Raw genomic sequence first — 23,060 nt, 5'->3', positions numbered from 1 at the left:
CTTGGCCCCGGTGCACCCCGGGGGTACACTGTCGGTTTCCATGCTGTTGAGGAACGTTGCCCCCTTGTCCGCTTTGCCCATCGAAGAGGTGTTTGGCCCATTGCGCCAGGCCCTGGCCTCCCACAATCAGATCATCCTTCAGGCCCCCACAGGCGCCGGTAAGTCCACGGCCCTTCCTTTGGCGATGCTTGGCTGGCCCGAAGTCAAGGGGCGCATACTGTTGCTGGAGCCTCGGCGCATCGCCGCCCGGGCCATCGCCCGCTATCTGGCGGCGAAGCTTGGGGAGAGCGTCGGAGAGACCGTGGGCTTGCGGGTTCGCGGTGAGACCCGGGTCAGTGCCCGTACCCGACTGGAGATCGTTACCGAGGGGGTGCTGACCCGCCAGATTCAGAGTGATCCCGAATTGGACGGGGTCGCACTGGTGCTGTTCGACGAAGTGCATGAGCGTCATCTGGCCACGGATCTTGCCCTGGCCCTGGCTCTGGAGGTCCAGGGGGGGCTGCGGGAGGACCTGACCCTGATGCTGATGTCCGCCACCCTGGAGGGGCAGAGCTTTGAACAGTGCCTGACTGATGCGGTTAAGGTGAGCAGCGAGGGTCGCAGCTACCCGGTGTCGCTGGAGTACCAGCCGGTGCCCCAGGGTGAGCCCTGGGTCAATCACGCGGTGGCCCAGATTCGCCGCCAGCTGGGCCAGAGGCAGGGCAACATCCTGGCTTTCTTCCCCGGTCAGGGCGAGATTCGTCGGGCCCAGGAGCAGCTGCAACAGGGACTGGCAGACGGGGTTAAACTCTGTCCCCTCTATGGCCAGCTGTCCCCCAGGGAGCAGGATGAGGCGATTGCCTCGCCGCCCTCGGGCGTTCGTAAGGTGGTTCTGGCGACCAATATTGCCGAGTCCAGCCTGACCATCGACGGCATCTCCGTGGTGGTGGATGCGGGCTGGCAGCGTCAGGCCAGGTATAACCTGCGCAGTGGCCTGACCCGGTTGGAGACGGTGCGCATCAGTCAGGGCTCTGCGGCTCAGCGCAGCGGCCGAGCCGGGCGATTGATGCCGGGTCATGGGGTGCGCCTGTGGAGTGACGCGATGCAACAGGGGCTGGCGGAAAGTGATGCCCCGGAGATCACCACGGCGGACCTGACCCATCTGGCACTGGAGCTGGCAGCCTGGGGCTGCCGACAGGCGACCGACCTGTGTTGGCTCACCGAGCCGCCCAAGGCGGCCATGAATCGGGCCTGGATACTGCTTCAGCAACTTGAGCTGGTGGATGGGCAGCATCGACTGACCTCTATGGGGCGTCAGGTCCACCGCCTGGGCAGCGATCCCCGCCTTGGCCACATGTTGCTCAAAGCGGCTGAGCTCGAGCAGAGTCTCGGTGTCTCTGGGTTGCAGACGCTGGCCTGTGAACTGGCGGCGCTGCTGGAGGAGGCGGATCCCCTGCGCGGGCGCCGGGTTGGCGTGGACATCGAGCTGCGCCTGGGTAAGTTGGCGGGCCCCGCAAAACAGCAGGCACAGAAGTGGCGTGGCCAACTGGGGTGCAAAGGCGCGCCCGCTTCCGGCGACCATGCCGGTTTATTGCTGGCCCTGGCCTATCCGGACCGCATCGCCCAGGCCAGAGGCAAGGACGGTCGTTATCAACTCAGCGGGGGCAGTGGCGCCACCCTGCCTCAGGATGACCCCTGGCAGGGGCGTCATGGCTTACTGGTGGCGGCTCAGCTGTCTGAGCGCCAGGGGCAGGGGGATGCCCTAATTCATCTCGCCGCTGAGCTGGATTTGTCACTGCTGACCCAGGCGATGCCACACCTGATCGTCAGCAAACGCGCCCAGCACCTGGACAGCAAAAGCGGTGAGCTGGTGGCAGAGCAGAGGCAGATGCTGGGCAGTCTGACGCTCAAACGCCTGCCGTTGACCGACATCAGCGATGAGGATTACCGTCTGGCCTTGCTGGAGGCGATTCGCCGACAGGGGCTTGGCCTGCTGCCCTGGAATGAATCCATTGAACAGTGGCGCCTGAGGCTAGACCACGCCCGCCGGCTCTGCCCTGAACAGGGTTGGCCGGATCTCAGCGATCAGGCGCTGATGGAAGGGCTGGAAGCCTGGCTGGGACCCTATCTGACCGGCTTGAAGCGGGTGGCCCAGCTGAAAAAGGTGGATCTCAAGGGGATCCTTCAGGCCAGTCTGGAGTGGGCCCTGCAGCAGCAGTTGGACGCTCTGCTGCCCACTCATTGGCAGGCGCCCACAGGCAGCAAGTTGAAGCTTCACTATCACCCCAAGGGGGTGAAGTTGGCGGTGCGGGTTCAGGAGATGTATGGTGAGGCGGCCACCCCCAGGCTGGCGCGTGGCCAGCTGCCGGTGACCCTGGAACTGCTCTCCCCGGCTCACAGGCCGTTGCAGGTGACCGAAGATCTGGCCGCTTTCTGGAAGGGGGCGTGGAACGAGGTGAAGAAAGAGATGAAGGGGCGCTACCCCAAACACCTGTGGCCCGATGACCCCGCCAATGCCCAGGCGACCCGAGTGACCAAAAAGAGGATGCAACAGCAGTAGATGGCCAAACAGCCCAGTCGTACGACCACTCGCCCAAAACAGCCAAAAAGGGCGCCCCGAAAAGCGTCGGCCCGCAAGGGCTCAGCCCGCAAAAACAGCCGTCAGCCCCGTCGCTGGGGGCGGCGCCTGCTGGGCATTGCCCTGATCGGTGCCTTGGCCCTGTTAGGCATCACCGCGGCTTACTGCGTCTACCTGGACCAGGTCATTGCCGACAAGTTCGAGGGGCAGCGCTGGCACCTGCCGGCGCAGATCTACGCCCGTCCCATGGCCATCTATCCCGGGGCGCCCATTACCCATGCTCAGCTCAAGCAGGAGTTGTCACTGCTGGGGTATCGCAACACCGGCCATCCCAGCCATGAAGGGGAGTTTGCTGTGGCCAGCGACCGGGTGGAGCTGTTCAAACGGGCCTATGACGGCCCGGGCGGCTTCGAGCCAGCCCAGAAGGTGATGATCCGTTTCAGCGACAACCGCATCACCCGGCTGCAGCGCTCCAGCGACGGCCGGGACCTGGGTTTCGTTCACCTGGAGGCCCTGCTGCTGGATCGCATTGTTGCCGGTGACCGGGAAGACAGGCTGTTTATCCCCAGGGAGCAGATCCCTGAGAGTCTGGTGAATGCCCTGTTGCGCACCGAGGATAGGGAGTTCTACCACCACCATGGTGTGGCCCCGCTGGCCATCGCCCGGGCCCTGGTGGTGAATCTCAAGGCGGGCCGGACCGTTCAGGGGGGCTCCACCCTGACCCAGCAGCTGGCGAAGAACTTTTTCCTGAACCGGGAGCGCTCCCTGTGGCGTAAGGTCCGGGAAGCCTTGATGGCGCTGATCATCGACTACCGCTACGACAAGGACACCATCCTGGAGGCCTACCTCAATGAGGTGTACATGGGCCAGGATGGCAGCATCGGGGTTCACGGCGTCGGGCTGGCGGCCCGCTTCTATTTCCACCGGCCCATCGAGGAGCTGACCATAGGCCAGCAGGCCACCCTGGTGGCGATGATCAAGGGACCCAGTTACTACAACCCCTGGCGCTTCCCCGAGCGGGTGGCACAGCGGCGGGATCTGGTGCTGAAGCTGATGCTGGAGGAGGGGCTGATCTCCCGGGACCAGTATCAGCAGGCTGCGGGGCAAGGCTTGGGGGTACGCGATGCCAAGTCGCGGCAGCGTCATCGTGTGCCCGCCTTCATGCAGCAGGTCCGTTTCGAACTGGCCAACCGCTATGGCCCTCAGACCCTGAAGCGATCCGGGCTCAAGGTGTACACGACCCTCGATCCCTTGGCCCAGAAGGCGGCGGAGCAGGCAGTCAGCAAGGGGATGGATCAGCTGAGCCGTGATCGCAACGATGACAGCCTGCAGAGTGCCATGGTGGCGGTGGATCGCTACCAGGGCGGGGTGTTGGCCATGGTTGGCGATCGTAATCCCGAGTTTAAGGGGTTCAACCGGGCCCGGGATGCGCGGCGCCCCATCGGCTCTCTGGTGAAACCCTTCGTCTATCTCACGGCCCTGGCCCAGCCTCAGCGCTTCAATCTGGCCACCCCGGTGAAGGATGAGCCCATCACCCTGAAGAGCAGTGGCGGTTCAACCTGGTCGCCCAAGAACGACGATAAGCAGTATCGGGGGCAGGTGCCCTTGTCGGATGGCCTGGTTCGCTCCTACAACGTGCCCACGGTGAATCTGGGGATGAACCTGGGACTGGAGGCGGTGGAGGGCAGCCTGATGGAAGCGGGGTGGCAGCAGCCCATCAATCCGGTGCCGTCAATGTTACTGGGCTCCATGGAGGGATCCCCTCTGGAGTTGGCCCAGATCTATCAGACCCTGGCCAATGGCGGCCGGTATCAGCAGCTGCATACGGTGCGCCATGTGCTGGATCAGGACAATGCGCCTCTGGCCGAGCACAGGGATCGCAGCCGTCAGGCGCTGTCTGAGCAGGCCTCTTATCTGGTGGACCATCTGTTGACTCAAGTGGTAGTCCGGGGAACAGGTCGTCGGCTGGCCGAGGCGTTCCCCGGAGTTATTCTGGCGGGCAAGACCGGCACCAGCTCCAACGGCCGGGATGCCTGGTTTGCTGGCTTCGATGACAGGGATGTGGTGATCACCTGGGTGGGCAGGGATGACAACGGGGCGGCCAATCTCTACGGCTCCAGTGCCGCCCTGCCTCTCTATCGCCGCTATCTGGCTCAGCGGGATCCCTTGTCTCTGGTGTTGACCCCTCCAGAAGGGACACTGCAGGGCTACTTCAATGCGCGTGGTGTGGCGGTGGCTGAGGATTGCCATGGTGCCAGGGCCCTGCCGGCGGATGCCCGCAGCTGGCCCAACCCCACCGGCTGTGACGGTGCTGGCCGGGAGCGCAACTGGCTGGAGCGGGTATTGGGGCTTTAGAGGCGATGGTTTTCTTTGCCCCTGGCAAGGTGGGCGTGCCTAGGGGGTGTTGGCGGAGGGGGCTGCGGACAGTTTGCTGCGCAGATCCCTCTCGACAATGGCCAGGGCCTTGAGTGCCACATCGGGGTCGATCTCATTGCTTTCCAGCAGATAGATCAGATCCACCGCCAGCTTTATCTCCTGTGGGGCGTCATCCAGGGACATGGTGTTCTCCTGTGTTGGGGGAGGAGCATTGTACGTGTTGCAGGACCGGTGCTCTAGTCCAGGATTTCATACCCCAGAGCTTCACAGCGCAGCCAGGTACGACAACCGTAGTAATCGCGTTTTGACTCACAGCCATTGTAGCTGATGGCGTTGCCCCCCAGCTCGGCAACTTTGCTTCGCAGAACACTTTTCAGCCCTTTCTCCGATGGGAGCGAGTCGCTCCTCTCCTCCTGGCAGGATTCGGTGTCCACCGTACCGAGGAAGCGATACTGGTGCCGCTCCAGCTCCTCTCGGCTGTATTGCTCCACTTCGTGGGCAAACACCCGGCTCTCGACATAGGGGCCGGTGTTGCTGGAGACACGGATGCCGCTGCAGGCGGTGAGTCCGGCGATGGTCAATGCGATCAGTATCGGCTTCATGGAGACTCCTTCAAAGTTATTCTCTCCTTTGGTCAGTTAGTTGATTTAATTGATTAAAAATTCAATGGCAACTGATTTATTTTCATGCCGGGATCTCTTTCTCTTCCCTGGACTCCATTTCAATCCTCAATGAATGCTGCCAAGGTAGGGGGAGAGAGGTGTGAAGGAGACCCCATGGAAGCGTACCCCGCGTTGGAGGCGGTTGAACGCCATGCCAGGCCCAGACAGGCCCAGGCCAGAGACCGCATCGCCCAGGTGCTGGCCATGAGCAATCGGCAGCCCGATGAGGTGGAACGGCTGAAAGAGCGGCTCCGTTTGCAGGGGACCGTGGCGCTGCATTTTCATCCGGATCGTCCCGATCCTCAGGGGCGGCCGGTGATCGCCGGGATGGCGCAGCGGGGAAGTTACCTAAGCCAGTTCGACACCGGCCTGTCCAACGGCCACCTGTCCCCTGAACCCGGTGGGCCAAGGGACAACTGGGAGAGTGCCCTGTTCGGTCACCATTACCGAGAGGGCGGCGAGCGGCCCAAGTATGGCGCTCTGGACTTGGTGCGTGGTGCCGATGGCCCCAGCCCCAGGTTTGGCAGCTGCTATTTCCGTCTTAAGCCCGCTGTGATGGCCCGCTGCAGTTTCAGCTACCGGGACTCCTACCGCTCGCCGCAGGAGCGCGGCACCCTGAATCTGATGGATGACGTGCTGGCGGCCATGCTGGAGCAGAGCTTTGAAAGCGATACGGCCCTGGGGTGGCCAGCAAGGCCGCCTCATCTGCTGGATCATCTGGCGCAGGCCCTGTCTCAGCCTCTTAAGTGGCAACTTGAGCAGCCCGCGGTGCGCAGTCTGGACCACTACATCGAGGCTCAGGTTCATGGTGAGGTGCGGCTGGACAGAGATGTTGAGTCGCTGGTGGCCGACGACAGCTACCGGGGCACCGATACTGGAGCGCGGATGCAGAGGCTGGCCAACGAGGGCGGATTCTCCCTCGCCTGGCGCTCTGGCCCCACGCTGATGGCGTCGGAGCTTCCCGATGATTTTCGGGGCCCGTTGTTGCCTGAGCTTGGCCTGCGGGCGGCCGCCGATGGCATGTTAAACGCCTCTGCCCTGGGCCAGGCTGCCTGGCGGCTGCACCAAGACCCTCAGCTGTGGCGGGATCTTGGGGATGAGTCGCTGGCCCGTCAGGGGCTGAAGTGGTTATGGCATGCCCTGGTGCGCTTTGGTCATTACCAGGGGATGGTTTTGCCGCGCCAGTCCAGGTAGCTCAGAGTCCCGTCGGGCATCAGCTCGGCGGTAACCTGCATCAGGTGACGCGCGGCCTGCTCTGGGCTCAGCAGTTGCTCCGGTCGCAATCTCTGCTGGAAGGGACGGGAGAGCCGGGTATCCACCGTGCCAGGGTGGTAGGCCACCAATTTTACGCCCTTGGCCCGGCGGGCTGCTTCTATGGCACAGCACTGCAGCAACTGATTGAGGGCCGCCTTACTGGCCCGGTAGCTGTACCAACCGCCCAGACGGTTGTCGCCAATGCTGCCTACTCGGGCGCTGAGCACCGACAACACCACCTGGGGGGTGGCGTGCAGTAGGGGGATCAGGGCCCTGAGCCAGAGGGCTGGCACTATGGTATTGCTGTGCAGCAGCCGTGTCAGCGACTGCTCATCCAGTTGTTCCAACTTCTTTTCCGGCACTATGCCATGGTCGTGGAGGCGGCCGTTACACAGGGTGATTCGGGTGATTATCCCCGCAAAAGGCGCCAACGCTTCGACCGCCCTGGCGATGGCGCCAGGGCTGTTGTCACAACAGATCCACTGGACATCAGGGTGGGTAAACGGCGGCAGAGTAGAGCGGCTGATGGCGATAACCCGGGAATCGGGTTCCACCATGGAGAGGCGCACCAGTGCCTGGCCTAGTCCACTGCTGGCACCAATCACCAACTCAACCTTCATCGTCTGTCTCCCAGTTGGCACTGGCCCTGATCACAGGGCGTTTCTTTGAAGATCCAGGCGGAGATGCGGTGGCGATGGCGGGCAAAGTGCCGATACCCCAGATCGGAAACAGGTCGCAGCAGTGGCCAGTGAAGCCAGGCAACCCACTGTCCTCGACCTACCCTGTCCCAGGCAGCCAGGGTAACTTCGAGTCCGGTGTGCAGGCGTCCGCGCTCATCCACCCCATGAAGCACCTTCCGGCAGTGCCGGGGATCCACCTGGGGAAATCGCGAGTGCCAGGCGGGATCGGTGATCTCCTCAAACTGAAGGCGATTGAGTTTGTCCCAGCGGCGCAGGTGTTCACATTCGCGCCGGCACAGGGGGCATTGACTGTCCACAAACAGGGTATAGGGCATGGGCGCTCCGTATCCGGGATTCTCCCAGTAATACGAGGCGCCTCATTGAATCGATCTAAACCTAAGTGATCACAGCCCCAGGTGCCTGGCGTGAAAACGCAGGTGCTCCTCGATAAAGCTGGCCATGAAGTAATAGGAGTGGTCGTAGCCGGGGTGACGCCGCAGAGTCAGGGGGTAAGCGCTTACTTCTGCTGCGGCCTCCAGGGTTTCAGGCTTGAGCTGTTCGGTCAGGAACTCGTCAGACTCACCCTGATCCACCAATGCAGGAAGGAACTGCTTGGCCTGCTGCATCAGCACGCTGCTGTCGTGATCTTGCCAGGCCTCCAGATCATTGCCCAGATAGGCGGTAAACGCCTTGCGCCCCCAGGGGCAGTTCATGGGATTGGCGATGGGGCTGAAGGCGGACACACTCTGGTATCTGTCGGGGTTTTTCAGGGCGATCATCAAGGCGCCGTGGCCCCCCATGGAGTGACCACTGATGGCCCGCCGATCGGTCACCGGGAAGGTGGCTTCCACCAGTTTGGGCAGCTCATCCACCACGTAGTCGTACATGCGGTAGTGGCGATTCCAGGGAGCCTGGGTGGCGTTGACGTAGAAGCCAGCCCCCTGGCCAATATCGTAACCGTCATCGTTGGCGACCTCATCGCCTCGAGGGCTGGTGTCCGGAGCCACGATGGCAACGCCCAGATCGGCGGCGATGCGTTGTGCCCCCGCCTTCTGCATGAAATTCTCATCGGTGCAGGTCAGCCCGGAGAGCCAGTAGAGCACAGGGACCGGGTTGGCCTCGCTGGCCTGAGGCGGCAGGAAGATGGCGAAAGTCATGGAGCAGTTGAGGCTGCTGGAGTGGTGGCTGTACCTTTTGTGCCAGCCACCGAAGCTCTTATTGACGCTGATGTTTTCCAGGTTCATTGGGGTCTCTCTGTGGCAGAAAAGCCCGGCTTGGAAGCCGGGCTTGTTCATTACTTGTCGAAATGGATGACGCTGCGGATGCTCTTGCCTTCGTGCATCAGGTCGAAGGCGTCGTTCAACTGCTCCAGACCCATGGTGTGGGTGATGAAGTCATCCAGCTTGAATTCACCGCGCAGGTAACGCTCGACGTACTCAGGCAGTTCGGAGCGACCCTTCACACCACCAAAGGCGGAACCTTTCCACACCCGGCCGGTGACCAGTTGGAAGGGGCGGGTGCTGATCTCCTGGCCGGCGCCGGCGACACCGATGACCACAGACTCACCCCAGCCTTTGTGGCAGCACTCCAGGGCGCTGCGCATCACATTGACGTTACCAATGCACTCGAAGGAGTAGTCCACACCACCGTCGGTCATCTCGACGATCACCTCCTGGATCGGCTTGTCGAACTCCATGGGGTTGACGCAATCGGAGGCACCCAGCTTACGGGCCAGCTCGAACTTGCTTTCGTTGATGTCGATGCCGATGATGCGCGAGGCGCCGGCCATCTTGGCGCCGATGATGGCGGACAGGCCGATGCCCCCCAGGCCAAAGATCGCCACCGTGGCCCCCTCTTCCACCTTGGCGGTGTTCATTACCGCCCCCATGCCGGTGGTCACACCACAACCCAGCAGGCACACCTCTTCCAGAGGCGCTTCCTTGTTCACCTTGGCCAGGGCGATCTCCGGCAGTACGGTGTACTCGGAGAAGGTGGAGGTGCCCATGTAGTGATAGACAGGCTTACCGTCCACAGAGAAGCGGGTGGTGCCGTCGGGCATCAGGCCCTTGCCCTGAGTTTCACGGATCTTCTGGCACAGGTTGGTTTTGCCGGACTGACAGAACTTGCACTCGCCACATTCGGGGGTGTAGAGCGGGATGACGTGGTCGCCGACCTGAACGCTGGTTACGCCTTCGCCCACGGACTCGACAATACCGCCGCCTTCGTGGCCGAGGATGCAGGGGAAGATCCCCTCGGGATCGTCGCCGGAAAGGGTGAAGGCATCGGTGTGGCAGACGCCGGTGGCGATCATTTTGATGCGCACTTCACCCTTTTGAGGGGGCATCACCTCCACGGTTTCCATGGAGAGAGGCTGGCCGGCGGCCCAGGCCACGGCGGCTTTACAGCGAATGGTTTGTGCAGTCATGGACTCTTCCTATATTGAGTGGACACACCGGATGTGTGCTCAGATGGGTTCCATTTTATTCCTTGCTTTAAAGTTGATAATCCACCTGAATATAAAATGACTTTTACTTGTGGGTAATAATTGGTGGATGTTACAACACTGCCAAGGGCAGTATAGTCAGGCCTATCTGCAGGTGGGTTCCAGAATGTCGAGGAGTAGCGATGAGTGAGTGGGCTGGTGTCAGTGAGTTTGTGGCCGTGGCAGAGACCGAGAGTTTTACCGCAGCCGGAAAGCGCTTGGGGATCTCCACCGCCCAGGTCAGTCGTCAGGTCAGTGCCCTGGAGAGCCGGCTGGCGGCCAAGCTGCTCTATCGCACTACCCGCAAGGTCTCCCTGACCGATGCGGGCCGCACCTACTACCAGCACTGTCGCCAGGTGCTGGATGGCCTCTCCGAAGCGGAGCGGGCGGTGACCAACCTCCAAGATACTCCCAGGGGCCAGCTGAGGGTGACTGCGCCGGTGACCTTTGGAGAGCGTACTCTGGCCCCCCTGGTCAACGACTTCGCCCTGCGCTACCCGGAGCTGGAGGTACAGTTGGTGTTGACCAACCAGAGACTGGACCTGGTGGAGGAGGGGATGGACCTGGCCATACGTCTGGGCAGGCTGGAGGACTCCAGCATGATGGCGAGGCGGCTGGCCAGTCGTCAACTGCACGTGTGTGCGTCGCCGGGGTATCTGAGCCTCTACGGCGAACCCCATTCCCTGACCGAACTGGACCGCCATCAGTGCCTGGTGGGCACCATGGATTACTGGCGCTTCCAGGAGGAGGGACGGTCCCGCAATGTGCGAGTTCGGGGCCGGCTGCGCTGCAACAGTGGTTGGGCCCTGACCGACGCCGCACTCAAGGGGCTGGGGTTGGCTCAGTTGCCCGATTATTACGTCCAGGAGTCTCTGGCCAGTGGTCAGCTGGTGTCGGTGCTGGACCACCTGAGCGAACAGGGTGAGGGGGTCTGGGCCCTCTACCCTCATAACCGCCATCTCTCGCCCAAGGTCCGTTTGCTGGTGGATTATCTGGTGGAGTCCATGGAAACCCTACAGATGGACAGGCTTCAGCCTCAGATGAAAAATCCGAGGGTGAATACCCCTTGAGATCATGACTCGGCGGGATATGATTCTGGGAAAGAATCTGATAGGGAGAGAGTCATGGCTTGCCATCGAATTGAGGAGTTACTGGAGCTGCTGGAGCCTGTGTGGCAGAAAGATCAGGAGCTGAATCTGGTGCAGATGCTGCAGAAGATTGCCGATGAAGCGGGCTTCAAGGGGCCGCTGGGCGAGTTGACCGACGACACGCTGATCTACCAGCTGAAGATGGGCGGCACCGACAAGGATGCCATGATCCCCGGCATCCAGAAGGACTACGTAGAGAATTTCGACTGGAAGAGCGCCATCCTCAAGGCCAGAGGCATCGACGAGGAGTAACTCCCCGTTTGCCGGAGCAGATGAACGCCAATCCCAAGGTGGCTGGTCGGGTCGAAGAGTCGCCAATCTACTGGTCCGGTGCGCCCCGCCGCTGAGGCTGAGCAGGCGCTGAACAAACGGCAGGGGCCCACACCCCTGCCGTTTTTGCTTTATCCGGGGGGCTGATACACTGGCGGAATGAAATCAAGGAGACAGTAGGACCCATGCAAGGAACCCTGAAGAAGATGAGCAGCCGCCTGGCCGGTGTGGTGGAGTATGACCTGAGGCTGGGCGAGGAGCGTCTGCCCCTCAACCCCTTTATCGGCAAGACCCTGACTCTGGAGTATACCGGCGCCATCTACTGCGATGCCTGTGGCCGCAAAACCAACAAGAGCTTCTCCCAGGGTCACTGCTTCCCCTGTATGAAGAAACTGGCGCGCTGCGACATGTGCATCATGAAGCCGGAGACCTGTCACTTTGCCGCCGGCACCTGCCGCGAGCCTGAGTGGGGCGAGGCGCAGTGTATGGTGCCTCACTATGTCTACCTCTCCAACACGTCTGGGCTGAAGGTGGGGATCACCCGCCACACCCAACTGCCTACCCGCTGGATCGATCAGGGGGCCACCCAGGGTCTGCCGATCCTCAAGGTGCGCAGCCGCTATATTTCCGGCTTGGTGGAGGTCGCCCTCGGGGAGTTCATCGCCGACAAGACCAATTGGCGGGCGATGCTCAAGGGCAATAATGACTCTATGGACCTGCGTGCCCAGGCCCACTGTCTGCTGCCTCAGATCCAGGCGCGTCTGCAGGCGATCACCGAGGAGTTTGGTGAGGACGCCATCGAAGTGCTGGATGAGTCCGTGGTGGATATTCACTATCCGGTGTCCGAGTTTCCCACCAAGGTCTCGACCTTCAATTTCGACAAAACCCCCAGAATCAGCGGAACCCTTATGGGGATTAAGGGGCAGTACCTGATCTTCGACACCGGGGTGATTAATCTGCGCAAGTTTACCGGCTATGAAGTCAGGCTGGTCGATGAGTAACCCAAGATATACTTAGTTGTGTCATCGTTTCTAAGTGAACCCAGAGCATAAAAAAAGCCGCCAGAAGGCGGCTTTTTCGTGCTCCGGGGAGCGGATTAACCTTCGAAGGTCGCATCCCAGTCGCCGTAGTTTTCGTCGCCGGCGTAGATGGTCATCTCCGGCTTGCTGCCCAGGGCGGCTTCGATGATGCCGGTCAGGCGGGTGGCTTCCGCCTCTACGGTGGCGTCTTTGCTGTAGAAGTGGATGGCTACATGATACTGGTTGTTGAAGTAGGCCAGGAAGGTGCCCACGTTGTCGTTGGCGGCACCGAATACGGCGTCATCCAGCTTGTCGAACTGCTCCAGGTCCGCTTCGAAGCGGATGTGGATGCAGGTGGAGGCAAACTCACCAATGCCCATTTTCTTCAGGTGACGAGGCTTGTGGTGGCGCTTCACTTCGGGTTTGGCAAATTCCGCAACTGGGATAATGTTCATGGGGCCTCTCTTCTGGGCACGGGAAGTTGAAAAAGGGATCGCTTTGCGATCGGGCCGCTACTTTAACCAAGGCGGGCGCCCCAGGCAAGCGAAAGGAAAGGCCGGGGAGTACCCGGCCTTTTGTCTTAGTTGAGCTCGGAGAAGAGGCTTGTTTGGAAGCTCTTTTCGCAGTAATGGCACTTAAGGGTGGTGCCCGTGTGCTTCTCGGTGACGTAGAAGCGGGTCGCCACGCTTTCATGGCAGGTGATGCAGTTGGAGTTGGGGCAGCGCAGTACGCCGCTGATGGCGTCCGGCAACTGCACCTTGTACTTGTTGACCACCTTGAAGTCGTTGATCTCATTGATGGTGGCTTCGCTGGCAAACAGCGCAAGCTGGTTGGCCTGCTCCACGGTAAACACCGTGTTCTCCACCTTGATCAGATCCTTTGTATAGGTGTCTCCGCTGCGCAGATTGAGGCCGACGGTAATGCGCTCGTTCTTGTCGGTGAGCTGGAAGAACTTGAGGATACGCACTCCCATGCCGGCAGGGATGTGATCGATCACTGTGCCCTGGGCAATGGCTTCCACCTTGAGTTTGTTCTTGGACATGGCTTACAACTCCTCCTTCAGCACCAGTGCCAGCAGTGCCTGGCGGGCATAAACTCCGTTCTCCGCCTGCTCGAAGTAGTAGGCGTAGGGGGTATGGTCCACATCTGTGGTGATCTCATCGATGCGTGGCAGGGGATGAAGGATCTTGAGGTTGTTCTTAACCTCCCTGAGCATGGCAGCGGTGAGCACATACTTGGACTTCATGTGCTGGTATTCGGTGGGGTCAAAGCGCTCTTTCTGCACCCGGGTCATGTAGAGCACATCCAGTTCAGGCATCACCTGCTCCAGGTTTTCCACGTGGGTAAACTGGATACCGGCGTCGCTGAGCTCTTCGCACAGGTAGTCGGGCATCCTCAGGGCGTCCGGGGCGACAAAATAGAACCGGCAACCGAACAGAGAGAGTGCTTGGGCCAGGGAGTGAACGGTACGGCCATATTTGAGGTCGCCGACGAAGGCCACATTCAGTCCCTCCAGAGTGCCCTGGGTCTCATAGATGGAGAAGAGATCGAGCAGCGTCTGGGTGGGGTGCTGGTTGGCGCCGTCGCCGCCGTTGATGACCGGCACCGACGAGAACTCGCTGGCCAGCCGTGCCGCACCCTCCTGGGGGTGGCGCATAAAGAAGGCGTCACTGTAGGAGGAGATCACTTTGACCGAGTCCGCCAGGGTTTCTCCCTTCTGCGCCAGTGAGGTGTTGCCACCGGAGTCGAAGCCGATCACCGTACCGCCAAGGCGCTGGACGGCAGTCTCGAAAGAGAGTCGGGTTCGGGTGGAGGCTTCGAAGAAACAGCTGGCGATCACCTTGCCGGCGAGCAACTGGGGACGGGGTTCATTCTTGATCGATTGTGCGGTGGAGACGATCAATTCCAGTTCGGTTCGGGACAGGTCCGCAACAGAGATGATGTTCTTGTTATAGAGAGGGTTTGTCATGCTGATTCCCTAGGTATCGGCATTCACCGACGTGTCTGCAGGCCAGACACAGCCGGAAGGCGATTATACCAGTGTTCAGGGTTTAATCACACCACTTCAGCGGGTCTTTTCTTGGAGGCTTGATTCGCAGCAAGTTATAAAATGAAGAAAACATTAATTCACTGTCGATATCAAGTTTGTTGCGAGAAAGGTTGAGTTGATTTCGTTATTTATTTTCCTAAACCAAACCAATATGGTTTTACGTCAGTGTGATTGATGGAAATTAATAACACTTTGGGGCAGGTGTGTTGGTTTGCAAAACCAGAATTCAGGTTCAATTATTTGATTTTTCTATATTTACTACGTGTGTCACATATTTAAATTTTAGCTTGAAGCAAAATCATCTCTTTGGACTTTGGTAGTGAACTTTGAAGAGGTGACTCTTTTTTATTATCCAGAAAAGGCCTAACAGTCCCCAAAATAATCAAGGAAGTGTTTTGGAACGCTTGTATTTAAAGCCTTCCTTTTAATGTCACAAGGATGAATGATGATGCAGAGAAAAACTTATCTCAGTGCTTTATTGGCACTGGTGCTTGTTGGCTGTGGTGGAGGGGGGTCTTCGGGCTCTACCCCTCAGACACCTGAGGAGCCGGATACCCCGACGACCCCAGACACGCCAACGACCCCGGACACACCCACGACTCCGGATACTCCGACGGAACCCGATACTCCGACGGATCCGGATACGCCCACAAGCCCGGATGAGCCCTATCAGCCATCATTATCCAATAAGATTGGATTTCGGCTTTCAGGGGCCTCCCAGATATTCACATCGGTGGACAGTGCTTCTCAACAAGCCACAGTGCCAGGAGGGAATCTGGTTAAGGCTGTATCAGCCGACACTTCCCAATCCTCCCCTTTAAAGAGCTTTCGGTTTGGTGGCACGGACAGGGATGACAAGCTTGTTTCGAACTCGGTAATGGCACTTGCAGAACAGGTTGGGGCAGAAGACGGCGGTGCCAGCAACTTCTTTATATTGGATGACAAGGGTCAGACCCTGTTTGGGGCCGACTCAGAGTATGACTTTAAAGTGGCATACTCTGTTGTAGGGCCGAACAGCGAATATGTATACCTTGCCGTAGATCTCTGGGACTTGTGGGCTTCTGAATCATTAGTAAGAGAAGCCCAGTGTGCCATTTTTAAAGTGTCACTAGAGGACGACAGCTGGGATTGTCTCGAGTATGGCTATGGCGCAGCTTACATCGAAGATAGTTTCTACGGCCGTCTCAGTGACACTTCTCTTAAACCTATCCAGTTCAACTCATCTGGTGAAGTCGTGTATATGGCCAGAAAGCTGAATTTTGAATTGGGGGAGCGTCCTGCCTTCGAGGAGGTGGAAGTTCCTTTGGTGGATGAAAACGGCGTTCCTGTTCTGGATGAAGACGGCAATCCCAAAACGACAATCGAGCTGCGTCCGGTTTTGGACGATGATGGCAACCAGGTAACAGAAAGCTATATCGTTCGGGTGGAGCTGGATTGGGAGACGCCAGCCCAATTGCGTCGAGTGGGCGTGGAAGGGGAGGGGTATTACCTTTCTCCCGATGATATCGGTATCAGCAGTTTTATCATGCTGCCCAACGATACTCTGGTGTACGACTATTGGAGTGATAATGGTGGTATGGGCCTTAGAATGGTCAGTAATTTGGATGCGGATTATCCCGCAACCAACGATTTGACCAATGATCAATATGGCCACAGCTATTTCTACGCAGCCGATGATCATGAGACTGTCATTTTCTATCAGGCGTACGACCATGATCAGGATGGATTACAGTTTGCTCAAGCTAATGCTTATGGCGGCCGTGAACATGTCCGGCTGGATACTTCTGCCTTTGCCGATAACCAGTGGGAAACAACGCCAGAGCGTGTCATCTTAGCGGATGATGGATATGTATACGGATTGTTTGTTGAGTCTCGCTGGGATGAACAGCTATCTCGAAACCATTACCAAGGTAATCTCTACCGAATTCTTCCCTACTCCGAAAATAAGATCGTCAGCATCGACATGGGTGATGACTGGTGGGGGTATTGGGATCAGGGGGATAGAGCACTCCAGATCTCCAAGGGATACGTCTACTATATCGAGCAGCAAGAGCACGAGAGCAACAGCTTCAGTCCAAGGACAGTGATTCAGGCCGTGCGCATGGTCAGTGGAGAGCGCATCAGTATATTGGCCGGGGAGGATAGCGAAGGTCATTGGCTAGAGCGTTACGACATCTCCAACTGGAAGCTTTCGGCAGACGTTCTTCATTTCACCGGTTTCGATATGAATCGGTCCATGATGATCTCAGGAACCCTGGATACCTTGTTGATGAAGCAAGGCGCAGTTCCGGAAGAGTATCTCACCGTAACCGAGACAGCCTCTGTCTCTGGATCGGCTCTGGAGATCGATGACCTAGAGGTATTACCTTCGAAGGAGGCAGACAATCATAGCGGTGAGCAACCCCGAGTGGTGCAGTACTACACCAACAGTGAAAACGTTGCTTCTGCCAGTATCGAGTTTAGCAAACCGATGGATCAGGCTTCGGTAAACCAAGGATTGAGGGTTACGGATCACAACACCAGGGGAGCGGAAGGGATCGATGAGCAGCCTTTCAACATGAAGGTTTGGCTTAATCGCAATGTTCACTTGATCTTTGATGCTAATCGCACCAATGGTGCCCAGACAGATACTCTAGCTTTTGGGGAGCGTTATTCCATAGATGTGGATGGCACCGTGCTGGACTTTGAAGGAATGCCTTTGGGGACTTCGGAGGAACCTCAATTGTCTTCCTGGGAGTTTACTACTCGCCCTGAATCTGGTTGGTATGCTGGTACGGTTGGTGCGATTCCCGGTGTTACTGATGGTGAAGTGGCTAAATTGGCACAAGCCGCTCCCTCTTGGCATGAATACAGCCTGAAATTAACCAATGAACTTGAGTCTTTAAATCATCAGGTGGAGTTCAGTGTACCCGTTCGCCAGCAGGCACAGGTGAGGTTGGCGCTGAAGGACTCCCGGCAGGTGAATTGGGAAAAGGTGGAGTCTCAAATTCATGATCCAGATGGAGTGGTTTGGCGATGGCAGGAGAGCTTTTACTACGATATCAATGGCAATCGCTATGAGACCCATTGGCCTGTCGATGAGGAAGGGGCGGATAAGCTTGATCAGTTTGGCCAAAGGCAAAGGATCATGCAGGTTTCTTTCACCGATTCTACGGGCGTGGTGACAAGTCAGAATAGCTATGAGTTGGTGTCAAGCCATGGTGTCAACATCGATGGTACGCAGCACTATTTCAACTCTACTTATGTAGATCCGACGTCGGGAGAGGGTCAATGGGCGCTGTTTCATGTTGAAACAGGCAATTACCTCTTCCAGCGAGAGGGGTATTACCAGGACTCTGAAACTGGGGTGATCTATCGTTGGTCCTTTGGGGCCTGGCGGGATGATGATGGCAACGAATGGGATGAAACCAGCTACCTTGTCTGGGTAGAGGGAGGTTACCAGGATCAGTACGGAAACTCCGTGGAGGTGCCTGACTTAGAGTGGCAGGAGGAGTATTGGGTTCCGGTTGGAACCGAAAACCCCCTGGCCTTAGCCGTGGAAGAGCGTTTCATATTGCCCGCCGTGGAATGGTCCAATGGCTTCTATGCCGGTGACAGAAATGGCGATGGGAGTATCGATTATCGAGGACTGCTCAGTGTCTATGATTCCTTGCCGGAAGGTGTAGAAGCTGAAACCACTCGCGATTGGCGAGAGGAGTGGTCTTGGGATCCTGTTTTTACCGAAGACTCCTTCATGCCGACAGAATTCGGTCAGTGGTTCGTAAACACCAATTCCAGTGACTGGGGCATGCATCATGATCGTATTGCCATGCAGACTACTGGAGCGGACCCTATGCTCAACCCTCATAAATATCTGCACAGTGAGGGCTTTGGCAGTGATCATGACTGGCTCAAGCACCGAGTGAGCTTTGTTCAAAATGACGGTGGCCTGACTGTGACTGTTCGATATGAGGTGCTGGACGGTGATGGGAATGTGATCACCGAATTGGTCGATGCCGAAGCCTTCGTTGGTCATCAGGATGCGAGTGGCCGTTATTCTCTTCAGATGCTGGTGAACGGTGTCGGAGCCATCGACAATATTCGGGTCACTGAAATAGGTGTTGAAACTCCTGTGTTGGAGCAGGATTTCAGTGAAAACGCCGAGCTGATCTTCTCTCAGTGGCAATAGCACAGAGCCGGACATGATAAGCCACCTTCGGGTGGCTTTTTTGTGTCCGGAGTGAGCGTCGCCCTGCGACAGACACCGGCGGCATCAACGCGCCATCGGCTCGCCTTATGACTCTCTTCCCCGGTCTGTTCAGCACAGAGACTGAAACAGGGCGAGCCTTCAAGCGGCTCGGAATAGCGGGGTACCAGCGGCATAAGAGTCGACACCAAGCTGACCAGGCATCTGCCTGATCCCTGAAACGACAAAGGGCAGCCCATGGGCTGCCCTTTCTGCGCTTGATGTCGGGATTAACCGGCGATCTTGGCCAGTACCCGCTCGGCGGCGGCGATGGTGGCGTCGATGTCTTCGTCGCTGTGGCTCATGGACAGGAAGCCGGCTTCATAGGCGGACGGCGCCAGGTTGACCCCCTCCTGCAGCATGCCGTGGAAGAAGGCGTTGAACTGCTCCATGTTGCACTGGGTCACTTGATCGTAGCGGGTGATCTTCTCCTCGGAGGTGAAGAACACGCCGAACATGGCGCCGACGTAGTTGATGGCCATGGGCACGCCCGCCTTGTCGGCGGCGGCTTTCAGGCCCAGAGCCAGCTTCTCGGTCTTGGCAGCCAGGGCCTCATAGATGCCGGGCTCGCGCAGCAGCTTCAGCTGAGCCATACCGGCGGCCATGGCGATGGGGTTACCGGACAGGGTGCCGGCCTGGTATACCGGGCCAGCAGGGGCCAGGTGCTGCATCACGTCGGCGCGACCACCGAAGGCACCCACGGGCATACCGCCGCCAATGACCTTACCCAGGCACACCAGATCAGGGCGTACGCCGTAGTGGCCGTGGGCACCGGTCAGGGAGACGCGGAAGCCGGTCATTACCTCGTCGATGATCAGCAGGGCACCGTGCTCGTCACACAGGGCGCGCAGACCTTCGAGGAAGCCTTCAACCGGTGGGATGCAGTTCATGTTACCGGCCACGGGTTCCAGGATGATGCTGGAGATCTGACCCGGGTTGGACTCGAACAGCGCCTTGACGGAGTCCAAATCGTTGTAGGTGGCGGTCAGGGTGTGCTTGGCGAAGTCCGCAGGAACACCTGGGCTGGTGGGCTCACCGAAGGTCAGCATGCCGGAACCGGCTTTTACCAGCAGGCAGTCGGCGTGGCCATGGTAGCAGCCTTCAAACTTGATGAACTTGTCACGGCCGGTGAAGCCACGGGCCAGACGCAGGGCGCTCATGGTGGCTTCGGTGCCGGAGTTGGCCATACGCACCTGCTCGACGTGAGGCAGGATGTCACAGACCAGTTCCGCCATCTCCACTTCGGCGGCGGTCGGGGCACCGAAGGAGAGGCCGTTGTTGGCCGCCTGAACCACGGCGTCGCGGATGGCTGGGTGGTTGTGGCCCAGAATCATTGGGCCCCAGGAACCGACGTAATCGATGTACTGCTTGCCGTCCACGTCGTACAGATAGGCGCCGTCGGCGCGCTCGATAAAGACGGGAGTGCCGCCGACGCCTTTGAAGGCGCGTACCGGGGAGTTCACACCGCCGGGGATGGTCTTTTGAGCCTGTTCAAACAGGGATTCGGAGCGATTCATCATTATCCTTCCTGGGTAGGGCGACGGGCGCCCGCTAACGGTATAAAGTTGGCGATCCGCGTTTTCTGAGGCGGATGCCGGAAACTGTGTGCATGGTATCGACAAATGCCAGCCAATGACAGTTCCCTTGCAAAGGCGCAAGGGTGGCATTTTGTGACCTGGGTTGGCAAGGATCTCCTTTCCAGCTTGCGGTGAGGCTCACTTTCCTCGGCCGGGGGAAGCTGTTGACTCAGTTAGAGAACCGGAGTGCGGCCAACGGAAGGGGCAGTGACAAAAGAGCGGCTGTTTCTAGAAGTGTTTGGCCCTAAGAGCCTGACGCAGCATGGTCCAGGTGATGACGCCGATAGGGTGGTCCGGCCCGGTGTCGTAGATGTACACCGCCTTCTGCCGGTTGCGATTGAGCAGTTTGTGCACCTCCGCCAAGGTGGCGGTCATCGGTAGGGGAAAGGCGTCGGTACGCATCAGCGGGGTGTCGTCGTCGTAGTTGGCGTGCAGGCTGACCAGTTCACAGCGGTCCATGTGCCTGAGCAGCAGTCGCTGCTGGCTGGCGTCACTCATCAGTTTCAACAGGTCTTCGTCGCTCTGATTAGGTGTGCCGATGACAAACTGGCGGTCCGCCAGGGCCATGACACCGGTTTTCTGCAGGCCAGCCTCGGTGGGGGAGACCCGGTACTCCAGTCCCTGGGCGTCCAGCTGGCTGAGGAAGAGGGAGCGGGAGCCGAACACCGAGTAGGCCAGCAGGTAGGCGGGCAGGGTCACCAGCAGGGACGGCAGGATGATGGACGCGTCCTGAGTCAGCTCCAGCAGGGCAAGGAGTGCGGCCATGGGGGCATGCAGACAGACCCCCATCATGGCGGTCATTCCCAATACGGCGTAGAGGGGGATAAAGGGCTGCAACTGGGGAAACAGGGGGGTCAGCCCCCAGGCGATCAGGCTGCCTACCACGGCGCCGATGCCATAGAGGGGACCGATGATGCCGCCTGGAATGCCCAGGCCGATGGCGGCCCAGGTTGCCAGGATTTTGGCACCGAGCAGGGCCAGTAACAGCAGCAGACCCGGATTGTCACTCAGGGCAATGGATACCGCGGCGTGTTCGGTGCCCAGCGCCTGGGGCAGCTGCAGGCCAATGAGGGCGGTAAAGCCGCCGGCCAGCATCAGCCTGAGGGTGATGGGCCAGCGCTGGCTGATCTCGGTGATGGTGACCAGGCCATGGCTGAAACCTGCGGCGATGCCGCCGATGAGCAGGCCGGTGAGCAGCAACAGCGGATACTGAGAGACGGGAAACACCTCCATGGCGAAGTGGTCATAGAGGTGAATGTTGCCATACACGCTTTGGGTGACCACGCTGCCGGTCACCGAGGCAATAAGAATCGGCAGGAAGGTGTGGATACGGTACTCCCGCAGTACCACCTCCAATACGAACAGTACCGCAGCCAGCGGCGAGTTAAAGGTGGCGCTGATCCCGGCGGCGATGCCGCAAGAGGCCAGCACCGACAGGGCATTATCCGGCAGTTTCCAGTAGCGGGCGAAGCCGGTGGCGACCGTGGCTCCCAGGTGAACCGCCGGCCCCTCCCGGCCCACGGAGAAGCCGCTGGCCAGGGCGATCACCGCACTGGCGAACTGGTTCATGGCGCTGCCCAGGGGCAGGCTGCCGTAGTGGACTTTGATGCGGTGAATGACGTAGGCGATGCCCAGGCGCCGGTACTTGTTGGCGGTAAACGCGGCAATGAGGGCGATGGCGCCGGCGCCGGCTACGGGAAGAAGGGCTCGCCACAGGGACGGCAGATCGCTAAAATCGTCCGGGCTGTCCAGGATAAGCCCCTGGCCAAGATCGATCATGAACCGGAACAGCAGCAGGAACAGACCGGCGGCCAAGCCAACCAACAATCCCAGCAGGCAGAGATGCACGCTGAGTTTGGCTTGGGATAGGGTCAAAGGGCTGTTGCGGAACATGGCATAAAGGGTCGCTTCAAGTGACTAGAGCTTAACAATATTCAAGTCGTTTCACTATGCAGAATTGGAAACATCGCTGGCACGCTCTCAAACATTTTGAACAGCAGTTCAATCCCCGGGGGCTGGTGCTGCTGCTGATACTGGGCATGGCGGTGGCCGTTGGCTACCTGTTGTCACTGCCTCAACAGATGATCCAGGGAGGAGCAAACCGGGATCTGCAGACCCAGATCGCCTTGCAGCAGGAGCGGATCCGCGTCCTGACTGAGTCAGAGGCCGCGCTGGAGATCGATTTGCAGGCGGAGCGTCAGTCCCAGACCGACACCGTGGCCATGATGGCCAACCTGCAGGGGCAGGTGGACAGGCTCAATACCGAACTGATCTTCTACCGCAACATCATGGCGCCGGAGAAGAGTGCCGATGGGGTGGTGATCCATGAACTGGCCATGGAGCAGATAGGCGACAGCGACCACTATCGCTACAAGCTGGTGCTGACCCAGCAGAAGAAGCGCAAGGGATTTTCCAAGGGCAAGGTGGCCATCAGCGTTAAGGGCAGCCTGAAGGGGCGCCCGGTGACCTACAGCCTTACCGACCTCGGGGTGGAAGCCAAAACTTTGGGCTTCTCCTTCCGCTATTTCCAGGAGCTGGAGGGCGCCTATCGGCTGCCGGACAACTTTGTGGCAGATCAGATTCAGGTGCGTGTCAGCCTCAGTGGCAAGAAAAAGGGCGGCAGTACAGACCAGGTCTATCCCTTCCTGGAGTTGACCGGTGTCGGGTTTGAGGAGGAAACTTCTACCGACAACGGGGAGAAAACTTGAACCTAACAGTCGGGTATTAGATAATCCGCGCCAGAGTGTCGTTTTCGAGGTA

Annotated in this window: 19 protein-coding genes; 8 read left to right on the top strand and 11 right to left on the bottom strand. The window is 59.0% G+C overall.

The genetic code is table 11. The features are described from left to right. The first annotated feature begins 64 nt into the window (after positions 1–64). The gene (gene hrpB / locus G505_RS0119135) at positions 65–2,539 is read left to right on the top strand and encodes an ATP-dependent helicase HrpB (RefSeq protein WP_245568404.1); all 2,475 of its coding nucleotides are present in this window, start codon (positions 65–67) and stop codon (positions 2,537–2,539) included. Then, a complete protein-coding gene (gene mrcB / locus G505_RS0119130; protein ID WP_028110997.1) occupies positions 2,540–4,912 on the top strand; it encodes a penicillin-binding protein 1B in 2,373 nt (790 codons plus the stop codon). It abuts the gene before it with no gap. 39 nt (positions 4,913–4,951) lie between these two features. Here the strand turns inward: mrcB and rsmS are convergent, their stop codons facing one another. Next, complete coding sequence (rsmS, locus tag G505_RS0119125) at positions 4,952–5,116, bottom strand: pleiotropic regulatory protein RsmS (protein ID WP_028110996.1); 165 nt, start codon at positions 5,114–5,116, stop codon at positions 4,952–4,954. Between the two features lie 53 nt (positions 5,117–5,169). Next, positions 5,170–5,535, bottom strand: a complete 366-nt coding sequence (locus G505_RS0119120) for a hypothetical protein (protein WP_028110995.1) — start codon at positions 5,533–5,535, stop codon at positions 5,170–5,172. A gap of 174 nt (positions 5,536–5,709) precedes the next feature. Between G505_RS0119120 and G505_RS22050 the strand changes: the two genes are divergently transcribed. Next, on the top strand, positions 5,710–6,789 hold the full coding sequence (locus tag G505_RS22050) for a DUF3626 domain-containing protein (RefSeq protein WP_051216471.1): 1,080 nt from the start codon (positions 5,710–5,712) through the stop codon (positions 6,787–6,789). On the opposite strand, the gene G505_RS0119110 is transcribed toward G505_RS22050, so the two are convergent. The 4 genes from G505_RS0119110 to G505_RS0119095 form a co-directional block, all read right to left on the bottom strand. Beyond that, positions 6,753–7,469: an SDR family NAD(P)-dependent oxidoreductase gene (locus G505_RS0119110; protein ID WP_035385557.1), complete on the bottom strand. Its 717-nt coding sequence runs from the start codon at positions 7,467–7,469 to the stop codon at positions 6,753–6,755. The two genes, G505_RS22050 and G505_RS0119110, sit on opposite strands and share 37 nt — an antisense overlap. Then, the gene (locus G505_RS0119105; protein WP_028110993.1) at positions 7,466–7,864 is read right to left on the bottom strand and encodes a thiol-disulfide oxidoreductase DCC family protein; all 399 of its coding nucleotides are present in this window, start codon (positions 7,862–7,864) and stop codon (positions 7,466–7,468) included. The genes G505_RS0119110 and G505_RS0119105 overlap by 4 nt, the downstream gene beginning before the upstream one ends. 69 nt (positions 7,865–7,933) lie before the next feature. Further along, positions 7,934–8,773 carry an S-formylglutathione hydrolase gene (fghA, locus tag G505_RS0119100; protein WP_028110992.1) on the bottom strand — a complete coding sequence of 280 codons (840 nt, stop codon included), beginning with the start codon at positions 8,771–8,773 and terminating at the stop codon, positions 7,934–7,936. A gap of 50 nt (positions 8,774–8,823) precedes the next feature. Next, the gene (locus G505_RS0119095) at positions 8,824–9,954 is read right to left on the bottom strand and encodes an S-(hydroxymethyl)glutathione dehydrogenase/class III alcohol dehydrogenase (RefSeq protein ID WP_028110991.1); all 1,131 of its coding nucleotides are present in this window, start codon (positions 9,952–9,954) and stop codon (positions 8,824–8,826) included. A gap of 200 nt (positions 9,955–10,154) precedes the next feature. On the opposite strand from G505_RS0119095, the gene G505_RS22045 reads away from it, so the two are divergent. From G505_RS22045 to G505_RS0119080, 3 genes are all read left to right on the top strand, one after another. After that, positions 10,155–11,081 (top strand): LysR substrate-binding domain-containing protein, encoded by a 927-nt coding sequence (locus tag G505_RS22045; protein ID WP_051216469.1) that lies wholly within the window; start codon positions 10,155–10,157, stop codon positions 11,079–11,081. A 54-nt stretch (positions 11,082–11,135) separates the two neighbouring features. After that, a complete protein-coding gene (locus G505_RS0119085) occupies positions 11,136–11,411 on the top strand; it encodes a YihD family protein (RefSeq protein WP_028110990.1) in 276 nt (91 codons plus the stop codon). A 203-nt stretch (positions 11,412–11,614) separates the two neighbouring features. Beyond that, entirely contained in the window at positions 11,615–12,430 is an 816-nt protein-coding gene (locus tag G505_RS0119080) for a DUF2797 domain-containing protein (protein WP_028110989.1), read from the top strand. A gap of 95 nt (positions 12,431–12,525) precedes the next feature. Here G505_RS0119080 and G505_RS0119075 read toward each other — a convergent pair whose 3' ends face one another. The 3 genes from G505_RS0119075 to pyrB all read right to left on the bottom strand — a co-directional run bounded on the left by G505_RS0119075 (position 12,526) and on the right by pyrB (position 14,417). Further along, positions 12,526–12,903: a hypothetical protein gene (locus G505_RS0119075; protein ID WP_028110988.1), complete on the bottom strand. Its 378-nt coding sequence runs from the start codon at positions 12,901–12,903 to the stop codon at positions 12,526–12,528. A 125-nt stretch (positions 12,904–13,028) separates the two neighbouring features. After that, positions 13,029–13,490: an aspartate carbamoyltransferase regulatory subunit gene (pyrI, locus tag G505_RS0119070; protein ID WP_028110987.1), complete on the bottom strand. Its 462-nt coding sequence runs from the start codon at positions 13,488–13,490 to the stop codon at positions 13,029–13,031. Positions 13,491–13,493: 3 nt separating this feature from the next. Further along, positions 13,494–14,417 (bottom strand): aspartate carbamoyltransferase, encoded by a 924-nt coding sequence (pyrB, locus tag G505_RS0119065; RefSeq protein ID WP_028110986.1) that lies wholly within the window; start codon positions 14,415–14,417, stop codon positions 13,494–13,496. A 526-nt stretch (positions 14,418–14,943) separates the two neighbouring features. Between pyrB and G505_RS0119060 the strand changes: the two genes are divergently transcribed. Further along, positions 14,944–18,666: an Ig-like domain-containing domain gene (locus G505_RS0119060; RefSeq protein WP_035385556.1), complete on the top strand. Its 3,723-nt coding sequence runs from the start codon at positions 14,944–14,946 to the stop codon at positions 18,664–18,666. Positions 18,667–18,953: 287 nt separating this feature from the next. On the opposite strand, the gene hemL is transcribed toward G505_RS0119060, so the two are convergent. Beyond that, positions 18,954–20,240 (bottom strand): glutamate-1-semialdehyde 2,1-aminomutase, encoded by a 1,287-nt coding sequence (hemL, locus tag G505_RS0119055; RefSeq protein ID WP_028110984.1) that lies wholly within the window; start codon positions 20,238–20,240, stop codon positions 18,954–18,956. 288 nt (positions 20,241–20,528) lie between these two features. Then, positions 20,529–22,175, bottom strand: a complete 1,647-nt coding sequence (locus G505_RS22040; RefSeq protein WP_245568403.1) for a chloride channel protein — start codon at positions 22,173–22,175, stop codon at positions 20,529–20,531. A gap of 74 nt (positions 22,176–22,249) precedes the next feature. Here G505_RS22040 and G505_RS0119045 point away from each other — a divergent pair, with 74 nt between their 5' ends. After that, positions 22,250–23,008: a DUF6776 family protein gene (locus tag G505_RS0119045; RefSeq protein WP_028110983.1), complete on the top strand. Its 759-nt coding sequence runs from the start codon at positions 22,250–22,252 to the stop codon at positions 23,006–23,008. The last annotated feature ends 52 nt before the right edge of the window (positions 23,009–23,060 follow it).

Origin of the sequence: Ferrimonas futtsuensis DSM 18154, from assembly GCF_000422645.1 — a bacterium.
GTDB classification, from domain to species: domain Bacteria; phylum Pseudomonadota; class Gammaproteobacteria; order Enterobacterales; family Shewanellaceae; genus Ferrimonas; species Ferrimonas futtsuensis.
Note: the sequence above shows the minus strand (reverse complement) of the source record. Positions and strands in the feature narration are given on the sequence as shown.

Bases quoted from the DNA above. Each gene is read 5' to 3' on its own strand.
- G505_RS0119105 (WP_028110993.1), bottom strand. From the start codon at position 7,864: ATGCCCTATACCCTGTTTGTGGACAGTCAATGCCCCCTGTGCCGGCGC.
- rsmS (WP_028110996.1), bottom strand. From the start codon at position 5,116: ATGTCCCTGGATGACGCCCCACAGGAGATAAAGCTGGCGGTGGATCTG.
- G505_RS0119060 (WP_035385556.1), top strand. From the start codon at position 14,944: ATGATGCAGAGAAAAACTTATCTCAGTGCTTTATTGGCACTGGTGCTT.
- fghA (WP_028110992.1), bottom strand. From the start codon at position 8,773: ATGAACCTGGAAAACATCAGCGTCAATAAGAGCTTCGGTGGCTGGCAC.
- G505_RS22050 (WP_051216471.1), top strand. From the start codon at position 5,710: ATGGAAGCGTACCCCGCGTTGGAGGCGGTTGAACGCCATGCCAGGCCC.
- pyrB (WP_028110986.1), bottom strand. From the start codon at position 14,417: ATGACAAACCCTCTCTATAACAAGAACATCATCTCTGTTGCGGACCTG.
- hemL (WP_028110984.1), bottom strand. From the start codon at position 20,240: ATGAATCGCTCCGAATCCCTGTTTGAACAGGCTCAAAAGACCATCCCC.
- G505_RS0119045 (WP_028110983.1), top strand. From the start codon at position 22,250: ATGCAGAATTGGAAACATCGCTGGCACGCTCTCAAACATTTTGAACAG.
- G505_RS0119110 (WP_035385557.1), bottom strand. From the start codon at position 7,469: ATGAAGGTTGAGTTGGTGATTGGTGCCAGCAGTGGACTAGGCCAGGCA.
- G505_RS0119075 (WP_028110988.1), bottom strand. From the start codon at position 12,903: ATGAACATTATCCCAGTTGCGGAATTTGCCAAACCCGAAGTGAAGCGC.
- G505_RS0119080 (WP_028110989.1), top strand. From the start codon at position 11,615: ATGCAAGGAACCCTGAAGAAGATGAGCAGCCGCCTGGCCGGTGTGGTG.
- pyrI (WP_028110987.1), bottom strand. From the start codon at position 13,490: ATGTCCAAGAACAAACTCAAGGTGGAAGCCATTGCCCAGGGCACAGTG.
- G505_RS0119120 (WP_028110995.1), bottom strand. From the start codon at position 5,535: ATGAAGCCGATACTGATCGCATTGACCATCGCCGGACTCACCGCCTGC.
- G505_RS22045 (WP_051216469.1), top strand. From the start codon at position 10,155: ATGAGTGAGTGGGCTGGTGTCAGTGAGTTTGTGGCCGTGGCAGAGACC.
- mrcB (WP_028110997.1), top strand. From the start codon at position 2,540: ATGGCCAAACAGCCCAGTCGTACGACCACTCGCCCAAAACAGCCAAAA.
- G505_RS0119085 (WP_028110990.1), top strand. From the start codon at position 11,136: ATGGCTTGCCATCGAATTGAGGAGTTACTGGAGCTGCTGGAGCCTGTG.
- G505_RS0119095 (WP_028110991.1), bottom strand. From the start codon at position 9,954: ATGACTGCACAAACCATTCGCTGTAAAGCCGCCGTGGCCTGGGCCGCC.